Below are 14,879 nucleotides of genomic sequence, written 5' to 3'. Positions count from 1 at the left end.
GTAACTCGGCTTCGAAAGCAACCCTTATACGCCGCAACTCTGTACGTATCTCGTAATGGCTGACGCATACGTCGCGCTGGAGGGCGAACGCGTCGTGGAGGCACGCTCGCGCGCACCCGGCCAGGCGCGTGGCGAAGTCGTGTTCACGACCGCGTACACGGGCTACGAGGAGAGCCTGACCGACCCATCCTACGAGGAACAGATCCTCACGTTCTCCTACCCGCTGATCGGTAACTACGGCGTCCGGGAGGAACGCTTCGAGTCCGACCGCGTCCACCCGCGCGCCGCCGTCGCCCGGGAACTGACCGACGACGTCGCCGAGTGGCTCGAATCGGAGGACGTCCCCGCCGTCGACCACCTCGACACCCGCGACGTCGTCACCGAGATTCGCGACGAAGGGGCGATGAAGTGCGGCATCTCGGCCGGCCCGGACGCGAGCGAGGAGGAGGCCCTCGAACAGCTCCGCCAGTGCAAGCACATGTCCGACCACACGACTATCGGCGAGCAGGTCAGCGTCGACGAGGTCGAGGTCCACAACGAAGACGGCGACGGCGCGACCGTCGCGCTCGTCGACTGCGGCGCGAAGGGATCGATCATCTCCTCGCTCGTCGAGCGCGACGCCGTGGTCCACGTCTTCCCCCACGACGCCACGCGGGACGACGTCGAGTCTGTCGACCCGGACCTGCTGTTCATCTCGAACGGCCCCGGCGACCCGGTGAACTTCGGGGCCGCCGGCGAACTCGTCGAACAGAAAGTGGGCGAGGTTCCCCTCGCCGGCATCTGTCTCGGCCAGCAGGTCGTCGCCAACGCGCTCGGCGGCGAGACGGAGAAAATGGAGTTCGGCCACCGCGGCGTCAACCAGCCGGTCCGAGATCTGCGCTCCGGCCGCGTCGTCATGACGACCCAGAACCACGGCTACACCGTCGCGGACCCCGGCGAGAAGCTCGACGTCACGCAGGTCAACGTCAACGACGACACGCCGGAGGGCCTGGAGAACGGCGACCTGGACATCATCACGCGACAGTACCACCCCGAGGCGAATCCGGGGCCCAACGACTCGCTCGATTTCTTCGACGATGTCCTGGCGATGGCTAGCAAGAGCTGAGCGAAGCGAAGCTCTTGGAAAATCGAACGGCGACTGCAGGGAGCCGTGAGAAGGTGAGAGCCGAACGTAGTGAGGCTCTCGGGAATTGCGAACGGGGAGCGAAGCGACCCGTGAGCGGGCAAGCGCTGAGCGAAGCGACGCCCTCGGAGAGTTCTTGTGGGTGAGGGTGGAGATGGTCCCGTCAGGAATCCCATCGCGAGATGCATCACACTGGAAAGCGGGTCGTTCCCGGTCGATAAATGCGAAATTAATGCCGGATCGTCCGCCACCCGTCGCCTTATCTTCAGTATAAGTAACTGTGCAAAATGAGGATACCCGCCCGCATCAAGCAGGCCCTCGTGTCGGGAGAGTCACCGCTCGGTCCCTGCTGATGACCGATACCCATGAGACAACGACTCAGATCCTCCATCGTAGCGGCAGTCGCACTGGCAGTACTGATATCGACGGTGAGCGTCGCTGCGTCGACGCAGGCGTTCGCCCAGACTGAAGTCGAACAGTCCGACAACTCGTCGGTTTCGGCCGACGAGACGACGCCGGCGTTCAGCGCCAGTTCCGGTGCCTCGACGGTGACGACTGACGACGGCCCTGCGCCGTACGCGTCCCCCTCCTGGAGTGACAGCTTTACGGGCGAACCGACTGACGACCCGGTGATAGTCGATGATACAGCGTACGTCGGCGTCGCCACCGAACGCACCGTCGACACGCAAGTCGGTGCGGTCGCGGCGTACGATACCGATGCCGGCGCGCTTCGGTGGGACCGAACCGGGCTCGGTATTCCCGGTGGGTCACCGACGGTCGTCGACGACACCGTCTACGTCGCCACCAGCGCGGAAGTGCCGCGGAACCCGTCGATGGACCCCGAGGACGGCGAGGGAGGCCTCTACGCTCTCGATTCGGAGACGGGTGAAACGAACTGGGTCCGGAACGAGACCGAACTCTGGTACGGACCGGTCGTCCACGAGAACGACCGTCTCTACGCGACGCGCGGGCCCGACATGGTCGACGTCGAGAATCGAACGGGACCGACGAAGTCACCGACCATCGGCGAGAGCTCGGTGGTCTCGCTGAACCCTGACACCGGTGAGACGCTGTGGTCCGTCGCGGCAGACGACCTCGTCGGTGTCACCGGCGACACCGCATACGCGTGGTCCGACGACGACATCGTCGCGTACGATGCCGAGACCGGCAACCAGCGCTGGTCCACGGCTGCAGACCGGTTCATCGGTGTCACGAACGGTACTGTCTATACGGCGGCCGGTGGCGACCTGGTCGCCTCCGACGCGGCGACTGGCGACGAACTGTGGCGTACCGCGCTTCCCGAGAACGTGAACCTCGACACGGCGACGGTGACGACCGATGCCATCTACGCCGTGAGTAACGAATCCGCCGACGGGGCGAGGACGTACGCGTTCTCGACCGCGGACGGATCTGTGCGGTGGAACGTCGAGGTCGCGAGCGACGCGACGTCGGTGAACGGTCCGACCGTCGCCGACGGTGACGTGTTCGTCGTCGCCGAGAACGGAAGCCGCCACTCGTACGACGGGGGCGCCCTCGTCCGCCTCGACGCAGCCACCGGAGCCGAAGAGTGGCGCTTCGAACCACCGACGCGCGGCCTGTACGGCGCCGCGTCCGTCGCCAACGATAGCGTCTACGTCGCAGGGAACGCGCTCACGGAGGCCGGCGAACCGGGTGAAGCCGACGAACCGCCGAGTGCCGCTCTCTACGCCATCGACCGGCAGAGCGGTGACCAGCTGTGGGGATACGCCGCCGGTTCGTTCACCTACCGCTCCACCACGTACGAGACGCCGACTGTCGTAGACGGCGACCTCTACGTGCTCTCCCACGGTGACACGGTGTATCCACAGGATAGCAGCGCGGCGTTCCAGGTCATGACCGGTTCGTCGACGCCGCCCGACGAGCAGCACCTGCCATCGGATGGGTTCTTCGAGGAGGATACGGCGCCCAGGGCAGCGATCTCCACGACCGAGACGAACCCCGACGACGAGTTCGGCGAGAACAAGACGGTCGTGTTGAACGCGAGCGCGTCGTCGGTCAATCGCGGCAATATCACTACCTTCGAGTGGGACGTCGACGACGACGGTACCTTCGAGCGGACGGGTGAGGAGATTTCCGTGACGCTCGAACCGTGTACGTTCCGAACGGTACGGCTCCGGGTGACCACTGACGGGGGTGCGACGGACACCGAATCGGTCGACCTCTCCAACGGCTAGCCGTCGAGCGCGGGACCGATTGCGTCTCGGACTCCCATCGAGAGTCGTACGGAGCCACCGGCGACTGACGTCGTCTCGTCGGTTATCCGTCTCCGTTCGCGGTCCACCACGAACGGCCGCGGCGAGGTAGACTTTTCACGCTCTCTCACCCACTATCACCGAATGCGCCTCGTCGACACACACACCCACGCATGGGGTCACGACACCGCCGAGCTGCCCTGGTACAGCGCCGACCTGCCGCCGGAGTGGGAGGGGTCCTACACCCACGCCGACCTGATCGCCGACATGGACGCCGCCGACGTCGACGAGGGAGTCCTCTTGCCCACGTCGATATACGGACGCGGTGAGCGAGCCAACGAGTACACGCTCCGCGCCGTCGAGGCCCACCCGGACCGCCTCTGGGGCGTCGGTGTGGCCAAGTACTTCGGCGACGAGGCCGAGCAGCGGCGACGCGTCCGGCGCGTGACGGGCCACGAGCGCATGCTCGGGGTGCGTTTCCACGCCTGCTTCGAGTACGGGCCGACGCCGGGGGAGATGAACCGCGAGGCGGACTGGGTCGCGGACGACGCGCTCGACCCGCTGTACGACGAACTCGCCGCCCAGGACGGGGCCGTCTTCGTCCTCCCGAAGCCCGAACAGCTCTCGCTACTCGCCGACGTCGCCGACGCCCACCCCGACGTGCCCATCGTGGTAGAGCACGTGGCGTGGCCCGACGAGGACACGTCTCCGGACGAAGCGCCGTGGACCGACTTCGCGGCGCTGGCCGAGCGCGACAACGCCTACGTCAAGGTGAGTTCGATCCCACGCACGTCGGGGGAGCACTGGCCGTATGCGAACGTCGAGGGATACGTCACGAACCTCCTGGAGTGGTTCGGCCCGGAGCGACTCATGCTCGGGTCGGACTACCCGTGGCTCGACAGCACCGCGACGATGGACGAGTGCCTCTCCTGGGTCGAGGAGGCCGACTACCTCTCGGCGCGCGACGTGGCCTATCTCTCGTACCGGACCTTCGACGACCTACGGGCCTAGCGAGACGGCGTCGAACAGCGACCGGATCCCGCCCCATCTTTTCCTCGCCGTAAATCTCGAATTAAGCCATATAGTATCTCAATAAGGAAACCGATCTGTCGTGAACGCGCGCCTGACGGGCGACCCGATCGGTTCCTGCAGTTCGTCCGCCCGAACACACGCACTATGAAAGCGCAGACACGCACGCTATCGATAGTTGCGCTCGCGGTGCTACTCCTGGTCTCGGCGGCTGTCGCCGGGCTTCCCGCGAGTGTACTTGCACAGACGACGGAATCGACCGAGACGAACGAAACCCAGACGGCGCCGCAGGCGGCCGACGGGTCGTGGTCGACCGACCGCGGAAACGCCGGTCGCACGGCCGCGACGTCGGCCGACGGACCCGAACCGTACGGAAAACACAGTTGGCACGGCGGGTTCAGGGGTATCCCAACCGGGGCGCCGACAGTCGCGAACGACACCGCCTACCTCCCGGTGCTAACCGAACGGGACAGCTACGAGATAAACGGTTCTGTCGTCGCCTACGACGCCGCCACCGGGGAAGAAAAGTGGGAACGCACCGATATCGGCGAGCCGAGCGGCGCACCGACCGTCGTCGACGGCACCGTTTACGTCTCGACGACGGCGTTCTTGCCGCCGAACCCGGCCTCCGTGGACCGGAACGGCGACGGCGGGCTCTACGCACTGGACGCCGAGACCGGAGCGGTCGAATGGGTACGAAACGAGTCAGTCGACTGGCCGTTGGCCCCGGTGTTCTTCGGCGGCGAACTGTACGCGATAGAGGGGCCCGAGGCACTCGACATCGAGAATCGGACGTCGGCGAACAAGACCGTCGGTTCCGAATCCCTGGTCGCGCTGAACCCGGAGACGGGCGAGACGACGTGGTCGGTGCCGGCCGACCGCCTGCTCGGCATCGCGAACGGCACGGTCTTCGTCGCTTCCGACGGCGACATCGTCGCCTACGATACCGAGACGCGTGAACGGCTGTGGACTGCCGATTCGACCGGAATGTCGTCCAGGGCCGGGTTCGCCGTCACCGAGGGTGCCATCTACGCGGTTGCAGATTCCGACGACGGCGTTCGTGCTGCCGCGTTCTCGACGGCCGACGGCTCAGTCCAGTGGAACTGGACTCTTCCGAACGCGACGTCGGTGAGCGAGTCGGTCACGGTCGGTGACGGTGGCGTATTCCTGACTGTCGACCGACGAGCGAACGGAACAGCGGTCGTTCGACTCGACGGCGACACCGGGGCCCAAGAGTGGCGATTTTCACCACCCGTCGGTGAACTCATCGGTGGGCCCACCGTCGCGAACGACAGCGTTTACGTCGGTGCGATGGCCCTCCCAGAGTCGGGAGAAACCAGGGAAGACGGACCGGATTACTCGATCCCCGCGGTGTTCGCAGTCGACGTGAGCGATGGCGCCCAGGAATGGGGGCACAGCTTTGCGGAGGGGCCGAAGATCAACACCGCTGCGCGGGCGCCGTCGGTAGCGGGCGGCCAGTTGTACCTTCCCTTCTACGAGTCGGGACTCCACGCCGGCCGGCTGTCTGCGGACTTGCACGCGCTCGAGGCGTCGACGGACCGGCCCGGTCAGGATAGTAGACCCTCTGACGGCGTCCACGAGCGGGCCAACCCGGAACCATCCGTCGAGGCGAACATCACGTTCCGAGAGGAAGTCGGCAACGACCTGGCGTTTTCGGGGTTCGCGTACAATGACGAGTCCGCCGCGACGAACGCGACCATCGCTTCCGCCGAGTGGGACGTCGATGGAGACGGGACCTTCGAACACAATCGTTCCAGCGTGGAAATCTGGCTCGAACCGTGTGAGACCCAGACCGTCACGCTACGGGTGACGACCGAAAGTGGCCTCACAGACACCGAAACGAGGACCTTCAAGAACGGTATCTGAAGGGCCCCAGCGGAGGTCCGATCTCTCGAAGGTTCCGACGAGCGGAACGTCGACGACGAGGCACTCGTAAGGGCCCCACCGGCGAGGGAGCGGACGCCACGACGGGAGCCGTTCTCGCCGGGGAACGAGCACGTTCGAGCGGCCCTCGTTTCCGTCTTTCAGCGTTCTGAACACCGACGGACGCGTCCGGCCCGCGGGAGCGTCCGACGAACGTGGCAGGTAATTCCCTCGAGCTCACCGCCTCTACCCAGGTCAGTACACGAGTAACTGCACTATAGCTACGACTGGTAGCCAGGAGGATCCGGGTATCACTCGATTGCGGGCCTCTTGTCCCTCACAACGGGAAATCATATCCCCAGACCTGAGAGTGAAATTCCATGGACTTGCCGGCGATTCCGAGACCAAACAGGGACGCACTCGATCAACTCGCGGGATTCACGGGACTCGGGTGGACGACGTCGATACTCGGATTTCTCAGCACCGCGATGGGGTACGGGAACGCCCTCGTCAGCCGGTTCGTCACCGACTCTCGCTCGTTGCTGTACGTCGGCGTCGTCTTCTTCCTGGCGACGCTCGGCCTCGACAGGCTCGCCAACGCGGCGCGTGAGAACTGACCCACTGGTCCGGTCGACGGTGGTGAACGACTGGTGTTCGGCCATCCCGTCGTCGAGCGACACGTTCGAAAGTACGAGCAGGGGGTACATTTTTACACAGTCGGTGGGTCGAGATGAACGCGTGACGACATCTGAACGGACCAAAGAGGCGCTCGGGTTGTTCGTCGTCTTCGGCTCCGGCCTCGGGATGGTCGCACTCCACGTCGTCCACGTGTTCCGTGACGACGAGAACTTCGTCACCTTCCTCTCCGGAATCTTCATTCCGATGATCCTCTCGCTGGGGCTGGTCGCGGGCGGACTCTGGCTCTGGCAGTCTGAGGTGTCCGGGTGGGCGGTCCTTCGCGTCGGAGCCTGGTGTCTCGTCGGCAGCGCCGTCCTGGGGGCCGGCGCGACGTTGATCGTCATCTATCAGCAGGCGAAAGGGGTCGTGCTGGACGACACGCTGTTCGTCGTCGGCGACGCCGTCTCGATCGGTTCCGTCGCCGGGTTCGTCGTCGGAATCTACGACACCAGACAGCGGTGGGCTCGCGAGGCGGTCGCCGTCGAGCGCGACCGGTCCTCACGACTGAGCAGGCAACTCTCCGTCGTGAACCGGATCCTCCGCCACGACATCCGGAACGGGGCCAACGTGATCAGCGGGCGCGCCGAACTCATCGCACAGAACGGACGGGCAGACGACGAACACGTCGACGCCATCAAGGACCGAGCCGACGCCCTCGCCGCACTCGGCGAGCACGCCAAGTCCATCGAACAGATGCTCCGCGAGGAGTCAACGGAGCGACAGGCCGTCGACCTGAAGCCCGTCGTCGAATCCGTCGGAGACCGCGTGCAGCAGTCCTACGACGCCGTCGATGCGGAAGTCGCGACGCCGGAACGCGCTCGCGTCACCGCGCACCCGATCGTCGACCTGGCGGTCGAACACGTCGTCGAGAACGCGGTCGAACACAACGACGCCGAGCGCCCGTCCGTGGAGATAGACGCCAGACACGTCACCCGCGACGGCGAGGCGTTCGTGGAAGTTCGCGTCGCCGACGACGGTCCGGGCATCCCGGAGTCCGAGGTGAACGTGCTGGAACGGGGGTACGAGACCCCGCTCGAACACGGCAGCGGCCTGGGCCTCTGGATCGTCAACTGGATCGTGACCGAGTCCGGCGGCGAGGTCTCTTTCGGCGAGAACGATCCGCGTGGGAGCGTCGTGACGTTGCGCTTCGAGGCCGAGACCGACGGAGAGACGTCCTGACGCGCCGCTCGTTCACCGTCCCGTCGCACACGGGAAAAGAAGTCCGAAAGAAGCCGGTCAGACCGGGCTCACGCGCAGTTGCCGTCCCAGCCGGGGTCGAACCCGGACTCGTCGATGTACCCCCAGTCGTCGTGGTCGACCTCGGAGTTGGTGCCGTCCGAGTAGTCGATCAGTCCCTGGGCGTTGTAGTTCATCGCGCTCGGGTACTGCTCGACGGTGTAGCGGGTGCTGTCGATGCCGTCGAACACGTCGGTGAGCCCCAGCGAGTGACCCAGTTCGTGCATGAAGACGTAGTCCTGGCTGACCGGCGAGATGACGCTGAAGGCGCCGTTGCCGCCGTATCCCGCGGCGTCACCGAGGTCCCGGTCGGTGACGACCGCGTAGTGGTAGCCGGCACACTGGTAGGTCTCGTTCGCGTAGTTCCCGTAGTACTCACCAGGCTGGAACGTCCCCAGCTGGTCGACCTGCTCGTCCCTGACGAAGTGGACGGCGATGCCGTTCTCGCCGTCGGGGTTCTCGACGGGCGCGTTCGCGTGAGCCTCGCGCACGTTGGCCAGCTCCTCGTCCGTCATGGGGAACTCGTCGTCGATCCAATCGATCTCGACGTAGACGTCGTAGTGGAGCGGGTCCGCGTCGGGCAGCAGCGCGTCTTCCTCGACTTCGGCGCCGTCCGGGAGTCCGTCGCCGTCGGTGTCGGGGTCCTCGGGGTCGGTCCCGAGTTCGCTCTCCTCGCAGTCGGTCAGCCCGTCGTCGTCCGAGTTGACGCCGGTGCCGTCGCAGTCGGCGATCTGCTCGCCGTCACCGTCTGAACCGTCGTCGGTCTCCGACTCGGTCGCAGTCTCGGTGTCGGTTTCGGTCTCCGTCTCCGTCTCCGTTTCAGTTTCCGTGTCGGTCACCGTGTCAGTCTCGGTCTCAGGTTCCGATTCGGTGTCGGTTTCCGTCTCAGTTTCCGGTTCGGTGGTCGTCTCAGTTTCCGTCTCAGTTTCCGATTCGGTGGTCGTCTCAGTTTCCGTTTCGGACTCCGTCTCGGTACCGTTCGTCTCCGTGTCGGTTTCCGTCTCAGTCTCAGTGTCGTCGGTCTCTGTTTCCGTGTCAGTCTCCGTCTCGATTTCCGTCTCCGTCTCGGTGTCAGTCTCCGTGTCCTCCTCCGTGTCGGTGTCGTCGGTCTCTGTCTCGGTATCGTCCGTCTCTGTCTCGGTCTCGTTCCCGTCCGTCTCCGTTTCGGTGTCTTCTGTCTCGGTTTCCGTCTCTGTCTCGTCCGTCTCGGTTTCCGTGTCGTTCGTCTCCGTCTCCGTCTCGGTGTCGTCCGCGTCCTCGTCGATTTCGACGAGCCGGAACAGCTGGTTGTCGCCACCGTGGTAGGCCCACTGCTGGACGCTCGTGCCGTTGCGCTCGGCGCCGAACGGGACGTCGAGGACCTTGCCGCTGTTGACGTTCTCGATGGCGTACTGTCCGTCCGCTATCTCGTGGAAGCGCCACAGCTGGTTGTCACCACCGTGGAAGCCCCACTGGAGGACGTTCGCGCCGTTCTTGTGCGACCAGGCGGCGGCGTCGAGGACCTTGCCCGAGTGCTGTGCTTCGATTCGGTACTCGCCGTCGCCGACGTGTTCGACGCTCCAGCGCTGGTTCTCACCGCCGTGATACCCCCACTGAATGACATCGCTGCCGTTGTGCGCCGATTCGCCCTCGACGTCCAGTACCCTGTCGTTCGCGACGGATTCGATGCGATAGACGCCCTCGTCGACCCGGACCGTCGAGTCGTCGGGGAGTTCTGCGTCGGCGCCGTTCGGCCCGTCGTTCGTCTCCTCGCGCCCGTCGTGGTCACCCCAGCCCCATCCATCGGAGACGTTGGCGCCCCAGCCGAAGCCGCCGTCACCACTGCCCCACGTGAAGCCGGTGGCGCCGGCCTCCGCGTGGTCGACCTGTGCCGGGCCGCCGTGTGTCTGTGCGACCGCCGGTGCCGTCAGCGTCAGTACCGCGGCCGCCAGGGCCACGATAGTCCGCCAGCTAGTGAATGTACCAGGCATACACCGGTCGTTCGATACGTCAGTTGTAAACTATTTACACGGTAACGATCGAAAAATCAACGTTAAGTCCGGTGCAGTATGTAACGAGATGCTAAACACTCTTCGTGCTCGTGAGAACAATCACGTCTCCGAACGGGACGTCCGGGCCGAGAAAAGTGAACGGTGAGACGGTAAACCAGGCGTCCGCTCGTGTCCTCAGCGGCCCCACTCGCGCTGATTCTTGGGGCGGGCCTTCACGTCCTGCACCGAGAGGGGCTGGTCGTTGGCGTTGATGGCCTCCAGCGCGGCTTCGGCGGACTCCAGAGTCGAGAAGTAGGTGATCGTGTTCTCGACGCAGGCTTCGAGCACCTCGCGGTCGCGGGAGAGCACGAGGTCGACGTCGCCGTCCTGGATGGCCTGGATGATCGCGTCGGTGTCTGCGAAGTCGTCGAAGTCGCGCACGTCGAAGTGCTCCTCGAAGCCGAGTACCGGCAGGTCGACGATGGCGGTGCCCTCGAGGGGGATCGGCTTGCCGACGCACTGCTGGGCCTTCTGGTAGGCCTTGCCGAAGGAGCCGGCGGTGCCCATCACCTCGCCCGTGGACTTCATCTCCGGGCCGAGGCGCGGATCCGAGCCCTTCAGGCGGTCGAAGGGGAGGACGACCTCCTTCACGGAGACCTGCTCGGGGATCTGCTCCTCGTAGTCGAGTTCGTCGAGGCTGGCCCCGGCCATGACCTTCGCCGCGATCTTGGCGATCGGGACGCCCGTGGTCTTCGCGATGAAGGGAACGGTGCGCGAGGAGCGCGGGTTCGCCTCCAGCACGTAGACCTCGCCGTCGCGGACCGCGAGCTGGACGTTCAGGAGGCCGACGGTGTCGAGCGCGTCGGCGATCTCTTCGGCGATCTCGCGGATGCGCGGCATGACGGCCTCGATCTCGTCCGAGCGAGGCGGGATCATGCAGGCGGAGTCGCCGGAGTGGACGCCGGCGGTCTCGACGTGTTCCATCACGCCGCCGATGAGCACGTCGTCCTCGTCGGCGACGGCGTCGACGTCCAGTTCGACGGCGTCAGAGAGGAACTCGTCCACGAGAATGGGTTTATCGGGACTGACGCGGACGGCCTCCTCGATGTATGTCTTCAGGTCCTCGTCGTTGTAGACGACGTCCATCGCGCGGCCACCCAGCACGTAGCTCGGGCGCACGAGGACGGGGTAGCCGATGTCGTGGGCGAGTTCCAGGGCCTCCTCCTCGGAGAAGGCGGTCCCGCCCTGTGCCTGGGCGATGCCCAGGTCGTCCATCAGACTGTTGAACCGCTCGCGGTCCTCGGCCAGGTCCATCGCGTCGACCGAGGTTCCCATGATCTCACAGTCGAGGTCGCGGCGGTCGAGTTCCTGTTCGAGCGGGTGCCCGATGTCGACGGAGGTCTGCCCGCCGAACTGGACCATCACGCCGTCTGCGTCGGTGGCCTCGACGACGTCGGCGACCTCCTCGGCGGTGACGGGTTCGAAGAACAGGCCGTCGGAGGTGTCGTAGTCCGTCGAGACGGTCTCTGGGTTGTTGTTCACGACGTGGGCGTCGATGCCAGCTTCCTCCAGCGCGCGAACGGCGTGGACCGAGCAGTAGTCGAACTCGACGCCCTGCCCGATGCGGATGGGGCCGCCGCCGACCACGACGACGCTCTCGACGTCCGGGTCGATCTGGAGTTCGTTGCGGTCGATGCCCGAGACGGGGTCCCGCGTCGAGTAGTAGTACGGCGTCGTCGCCTCGAACTCGCCGGCACAGGTGTCGACGAGCTTGAAGTCGCGGTCGACGGTCTCTGCCTCGACGTCGTCGACGGTGACCCCGCCGCCGTCTGTCGCGGCCTCGACCTCGTCCTCGCCCTTCTCGGCCAGGTCCTCCTCCGGGACCCAGGAGGCGTGGGTGTCGTTGAACTCGCCGCCGGCCATCGCGGTGATCTCCTGGTCGGTGAAGCCGGCCTCGGCGGCCGTCGGGAAGTCGCCCTCCTGGGCGGCCTCCGCCGCTTCCTCGATGCGGGCGAAGCGTTCGACGTACCACCGCTCGATGTCGGTCAGCTCGACGATGTCGTCGACGGTGTAGCCGCGAGCGAACGCCTCGAAGATGGCGTAGGGGCGGTCCGGCGTCGGACGAATCAGGTACTCCTCCTCCAGTTCGTCGTCGCCGAGTTCGTCCCAGTCGACGGCCGGGTCGTACTCGGAGGAGCGCAGCGCCTTGAGCATCGACTCCTCGAAGGTGCGGCCGATGGCCATCGCCTCCCCGGTGGACTTCATCGCCGTCGTGAGCTCGAACTCGACGTCGGCGAACTTGTCGATGGGCCAGCGCGGGACCTTCGTCACGACGTAGTCGATGGCCGGCTCGAAGGCCGCGGTAGTCTGGCCGGTGATCTCGTTGGTGATCTCGTGGAGGCGCTTGCCCATCGCGACCTTGGCGGTGACGCGAGCGATGGGGTAGCCCGTCGCCTTGGAGGCCAGCGCCGAGGAGCGGGAGACGCGCGGGTTCACCTCGACGACGCGGTACTCGCCGCCGGGCGTGCCGTCGTCGCGCCAGGCGTGCTGGATGTTACAGCCGCCCTCGATGCCGAGTTCGCGGATGACCTTCAGCGCGGAGTCGCGCATCTGCTGGTGGCCCTCGTCGGGGATGACCTGCGAGGGCGTGACGACCGTCGACTCTCCGGTGTGGATCCCCATCGGGTCGATGTTCTCCATGTTGCAGATGATGATACACGAGTCGTCTGCGTCGCGCATCACCTCGTATTCGAGTTCCACCCAGCCGGAGATGGACTCGGTGACCAGCACCTCGCTGTTGCGCGAGAGGCGCAGGCCCTTTCGGACCCGCTCGACGAGTTCGTCCATGTCGTCGACGACGCCCGAACCCGACCCGCCGAGGGTGTACGTCGTCCGCGAGATGACCGGAAGGCCGCCGACCTCGTCGACGGCGTCCTCGACGCGCCCGCGGAACGCCTCCTCGTCGAAGTCGGTGACCGACTCGTCCTCGTCCAGCGAGATGGTCGTCGAGCGGGCGACCGGCTCACCGATGTTCTGCATGCGCTGGCGGAACAGGTCCCGGTCCTCCGTCGCGTAGATAGTGTCCAGCGGCGTCCCCATCACGTCGACGTCGTACTCCTCGAGGACGCCCTCCTCGGCGAGTTCGGCGGTGACGTTCAGCCCCGTCTGGCCGCCGAGGCCGGCGATGACGCCGTCGGGGTTCTCCTTGCGGATGATCTCCGAGATTGCCTCGGTGTTGATCGGTTCGAGGTACACCTTGTCGGCCATCTCCGGGTCGGTCATGATCGTCGCGGGGTTCGAGTTCACCAGGACGACCCGTGCACCCTCTTCCTGCAGGGCACGGCACGCCTGTGCGCCGGAGTAGTCGAACTCGGCGGCCTGTCCGATCTGGATCGGGCCGCTCCCGATAAGCAGTATCGTGCGGTCCTCGTCCTCTGTCATTACCAGAGGAAGTTCGCTCATCGTAATAAGCCCGGCGAAAGGTTACGAACTCCGCAGGGAGATTTCGAAGATCGTAATGTCTGGTGGTACCACGGTACCGGTTCACGGAGAGAGACCGAACTGACGGGCGTTGGCCTCACTTCCGGTCGGTCGCCAAAACGACTGTCGATCCGGTACAGCGGTGCTTCGTGGATCTACCGACTCACGGTGTTATCGTTCGCGCGTTCGCGACCGCGCGCAGACGGTAAACGAGACTCTACACAATGTGCCGAGAGCGAGCGATCTGGGAGTTCCGGAGCAAAAACGGATCAGTTCGGGGGCGTCGTAAACTGGTACCGGTAGGGCCGGTCGCGGATGATCTCCACGTCTCCCCGGTCGGCCCGCCGGCCGAGCACCGTCGCCACCTCGTGGGCGCTCTCGAACTCCTCGCCGTGGGCCTCGAGGACCGAGAGGATCTCCCGGGCCGTCAGCGGTTCGTCGACGTCGGCGGCGGCCACGACCGACCGGATCCGCTGGAAGTCGCTGTGACGGATGGCCATGTGTCAACTGATAGTGACGCAGCAACATATAATCGCGTCAGACGCGCGTCAGACGCTCCGCCACCCGGCGGTTTTCGGTAGCGACCGACCGCCTCGGGGCGACCGTCGACCGAGGTCAGATGGCCGTGTCGTGTTCGGTCTCCAGGTTCCGCTCGGCGCGGTACTGCTCGACGAACGCGTCGACGTCGAACTCCAGCATGTGGGCCTCGAACTCGTCCATCACCGCCTCGTCCTCGGCGTGGCTGATGGCGTGTTCCATCAGTTCGACCAGTAGCTCGACGATAATCTCGTGCAACCGGCGCGAGTCGAACTGTGTCGCCCACACCAGCGCGTAGCCGACGGTGCCGTCCTCGGCGACGTCGGCGGCGACGACTCGCTCGGGGAACTCCTCCATCACGCTGCCCATCGCGTGGGCGGTGGTGAACTCCTCGAACTCGTCGGCGGGTTCGACCGTCTCCTGGAGCACCTCCACGAGGAACTCCGGTACCCACCGCGAGAGGGGGTGCATGTCCATCACGACGGCGTGGGTCTCGCCGCACTCGCAGTCGAACTCCCGCAGCCCCATGTCCAGGTCCCGGACCGCCTTTCGCGCCCCGCAGGGCAGTTCCAGCACCTTGCCACCGCCCGGTGCCTCCGAGTCACTCATTGGTCGAGATTGCGCGTTCGCGGGGTTAAATGGCGCGACTTCGACTTCGAACTCGGAATCTAGTAGTAAGGTTCTTAAAATTCACTGCTGGAATCATGACTA

10 protein-coding genes are annotated in these 14,879 nt (G+C 65.5%); 6 read left to right on the top strand and 4 right to left on the bottom strand.

Features of this window, described 5'->3' with window-relative positions:
* The first annotated feature begins 55 nt into the window (after nucleotides 1-55).
* The 6 genes from carA (at nucleotide 56) to BM337_RS05760 (ending at nucleotide 8,124) form a co-directional block, all read left to right on the top strand.
* On the top strand, nucleotides 56-1,105 hold the full coding sequence (gene carA, locus BM337_RS05785) for a glutamine-hydrolyzing carbamoyl-phosphate synthase small subunit (RefSeq protein WP_089814792.1): 1,050 nt from the start codon (nucleotides 56-58) through the stop codon (nucleotides 1,103-1,105).
* Nucleotides 1,106-1,551: 446 nt separating this feature from the next.
* The gene (locus tag BM337_RS05780) at nucleotides 1,552-3,336 is read left to right on the top strand and encodes an outer membrane protein assembly factor BamB family protein (protein WP_177227199.1); all 1,785 of its coding nucleotides are present in this window, start codon (nucleotides 1,552-1,554) and stop codon (nucleotides 3,334-3,336) included.
* Between the two features lie 162 nt (nucleotides 3,337-3,498).
* Nucleotides 3,499-4,365, top strand: coding sequence for an amidohydrolase family protein (locus tag BM337_RS05775; protein WP_089814789.1), 867 nt, complete (start codon nucleotides 3,499-3,501; stop codon nucleotides 4,363-4,365).
* Between the two features lie 165 nt (nucleotides 4,366-4,530).
* Nucleotides 4,531-6,270: an outer membrane protein assembly factor BamB family protein gene (locus BM337_RS05770; RefSeq protein WP_089814787.1), complete on the top strand. Its 1,740-nt coding sequence runs from the start codon at nucleotides 4,531-4,533 to the stop codon at nucleotides 6,268-6,270.
* Between the two features lie 377 nt (nucleotides 6,271-6,647).
* Nucleotides 6,648-6,884 (top strand): hypothetical protein, encoded by a 237-nt coding sequence (locus tag BM337_RS05765; RefSeq protein ID WP_089814786.1) that lies wholly within the window; start codon nucleotides 6,648-6,650, stop codon nucleotides 6,882-6,884.
* 121 nt (nucleotides 6,885-7,005) lie between these two features.
* Nucleotides 7,006-8,124 (top strand): sensor histidine kinase, encoded by a 1,119-nt coding sequence (locus tag BM337_RS05760; protein WP_089814784.1) that lies wholly within the window; start codon nucleotides 7,006-7,008, stop codon nucleotides 8,122-8,124.
* A 68-nt stretch (nucleotides 8,125-8,192) separates the two neighbouring features.
* On the opposite strand, the gene BM337_RS05755 is transcribed toward BM337_RS05760, so the two are convergent.
* The 4 genes from BM337_RS05755 to BM337_RS05740 form a co-directional block, all read right to left on the bottom strand.
* Entirely contained in the window at nucleotides 8,193-10,151 is a 1,959-nt protein-coding gene (locus BM337_RS05755) for an RICIN domain-containing protein (RefSeq protein WP_089814782.1), read from the bottom strand.
* Between the two features lie 195 nt (nucleotides 10,152-10,346).
* Nucleotides 10,347-13,592: a carbamoyl-phosphate synthase large subunit gene (gene carB / locus BM337_RS05750; protein ID WP_089814779.1), complete on the bottom strand. Its 3,246-nt coding sequence runs from the start codon at nucleotides 13,590-13,592 to the stop codon at nucleotides 10,347-10,349.
* 308 nt (nucleotides 13,593-13,900) lie between these two features.
* Nucleotides 13,901-14,131 carry a hypothetical protein gene (locus BM337_RS05745; RefSeq protein ID WP_089814777.1) on the bottom strand — a complete coding sequence of 77 codons (231 nt, stop codon included), beginning with the start codon at nucleotides 14,129-14,131 and terminating at the stop codon, nucleotides 13,901-13,903.
* A 115-nt stretch (nucleotides 14,132-14,246) separates the two neighbouring features.
* Nucleotides 14,247-14,777, bottom strand: a complete 531-nt coding sequence (locus BM337_RS05740; protein WP_089814775.1) for a DUF5815 family protein — start codon at nucleotides 14,775-14,777, stop codon at nucleotides 14,247-14,249.
* Nucleotides 14,778-14,879 lie beyond the last annotated feature (102 nt).

This window comes from Halomicrobium zhouii, from assembly GCF_900114435.1.
Classification (GTDB): Archaea; Halobacteriota; Halobacteria; order Halobacteriales; family Haloarculaceae; genus Halomicrobium; species Halomicrobium zhouii.
Note: the sequence above shows the minus strand (reverse complement) of the source record. Positions and strands in the feature narration are given on the sequence as shown.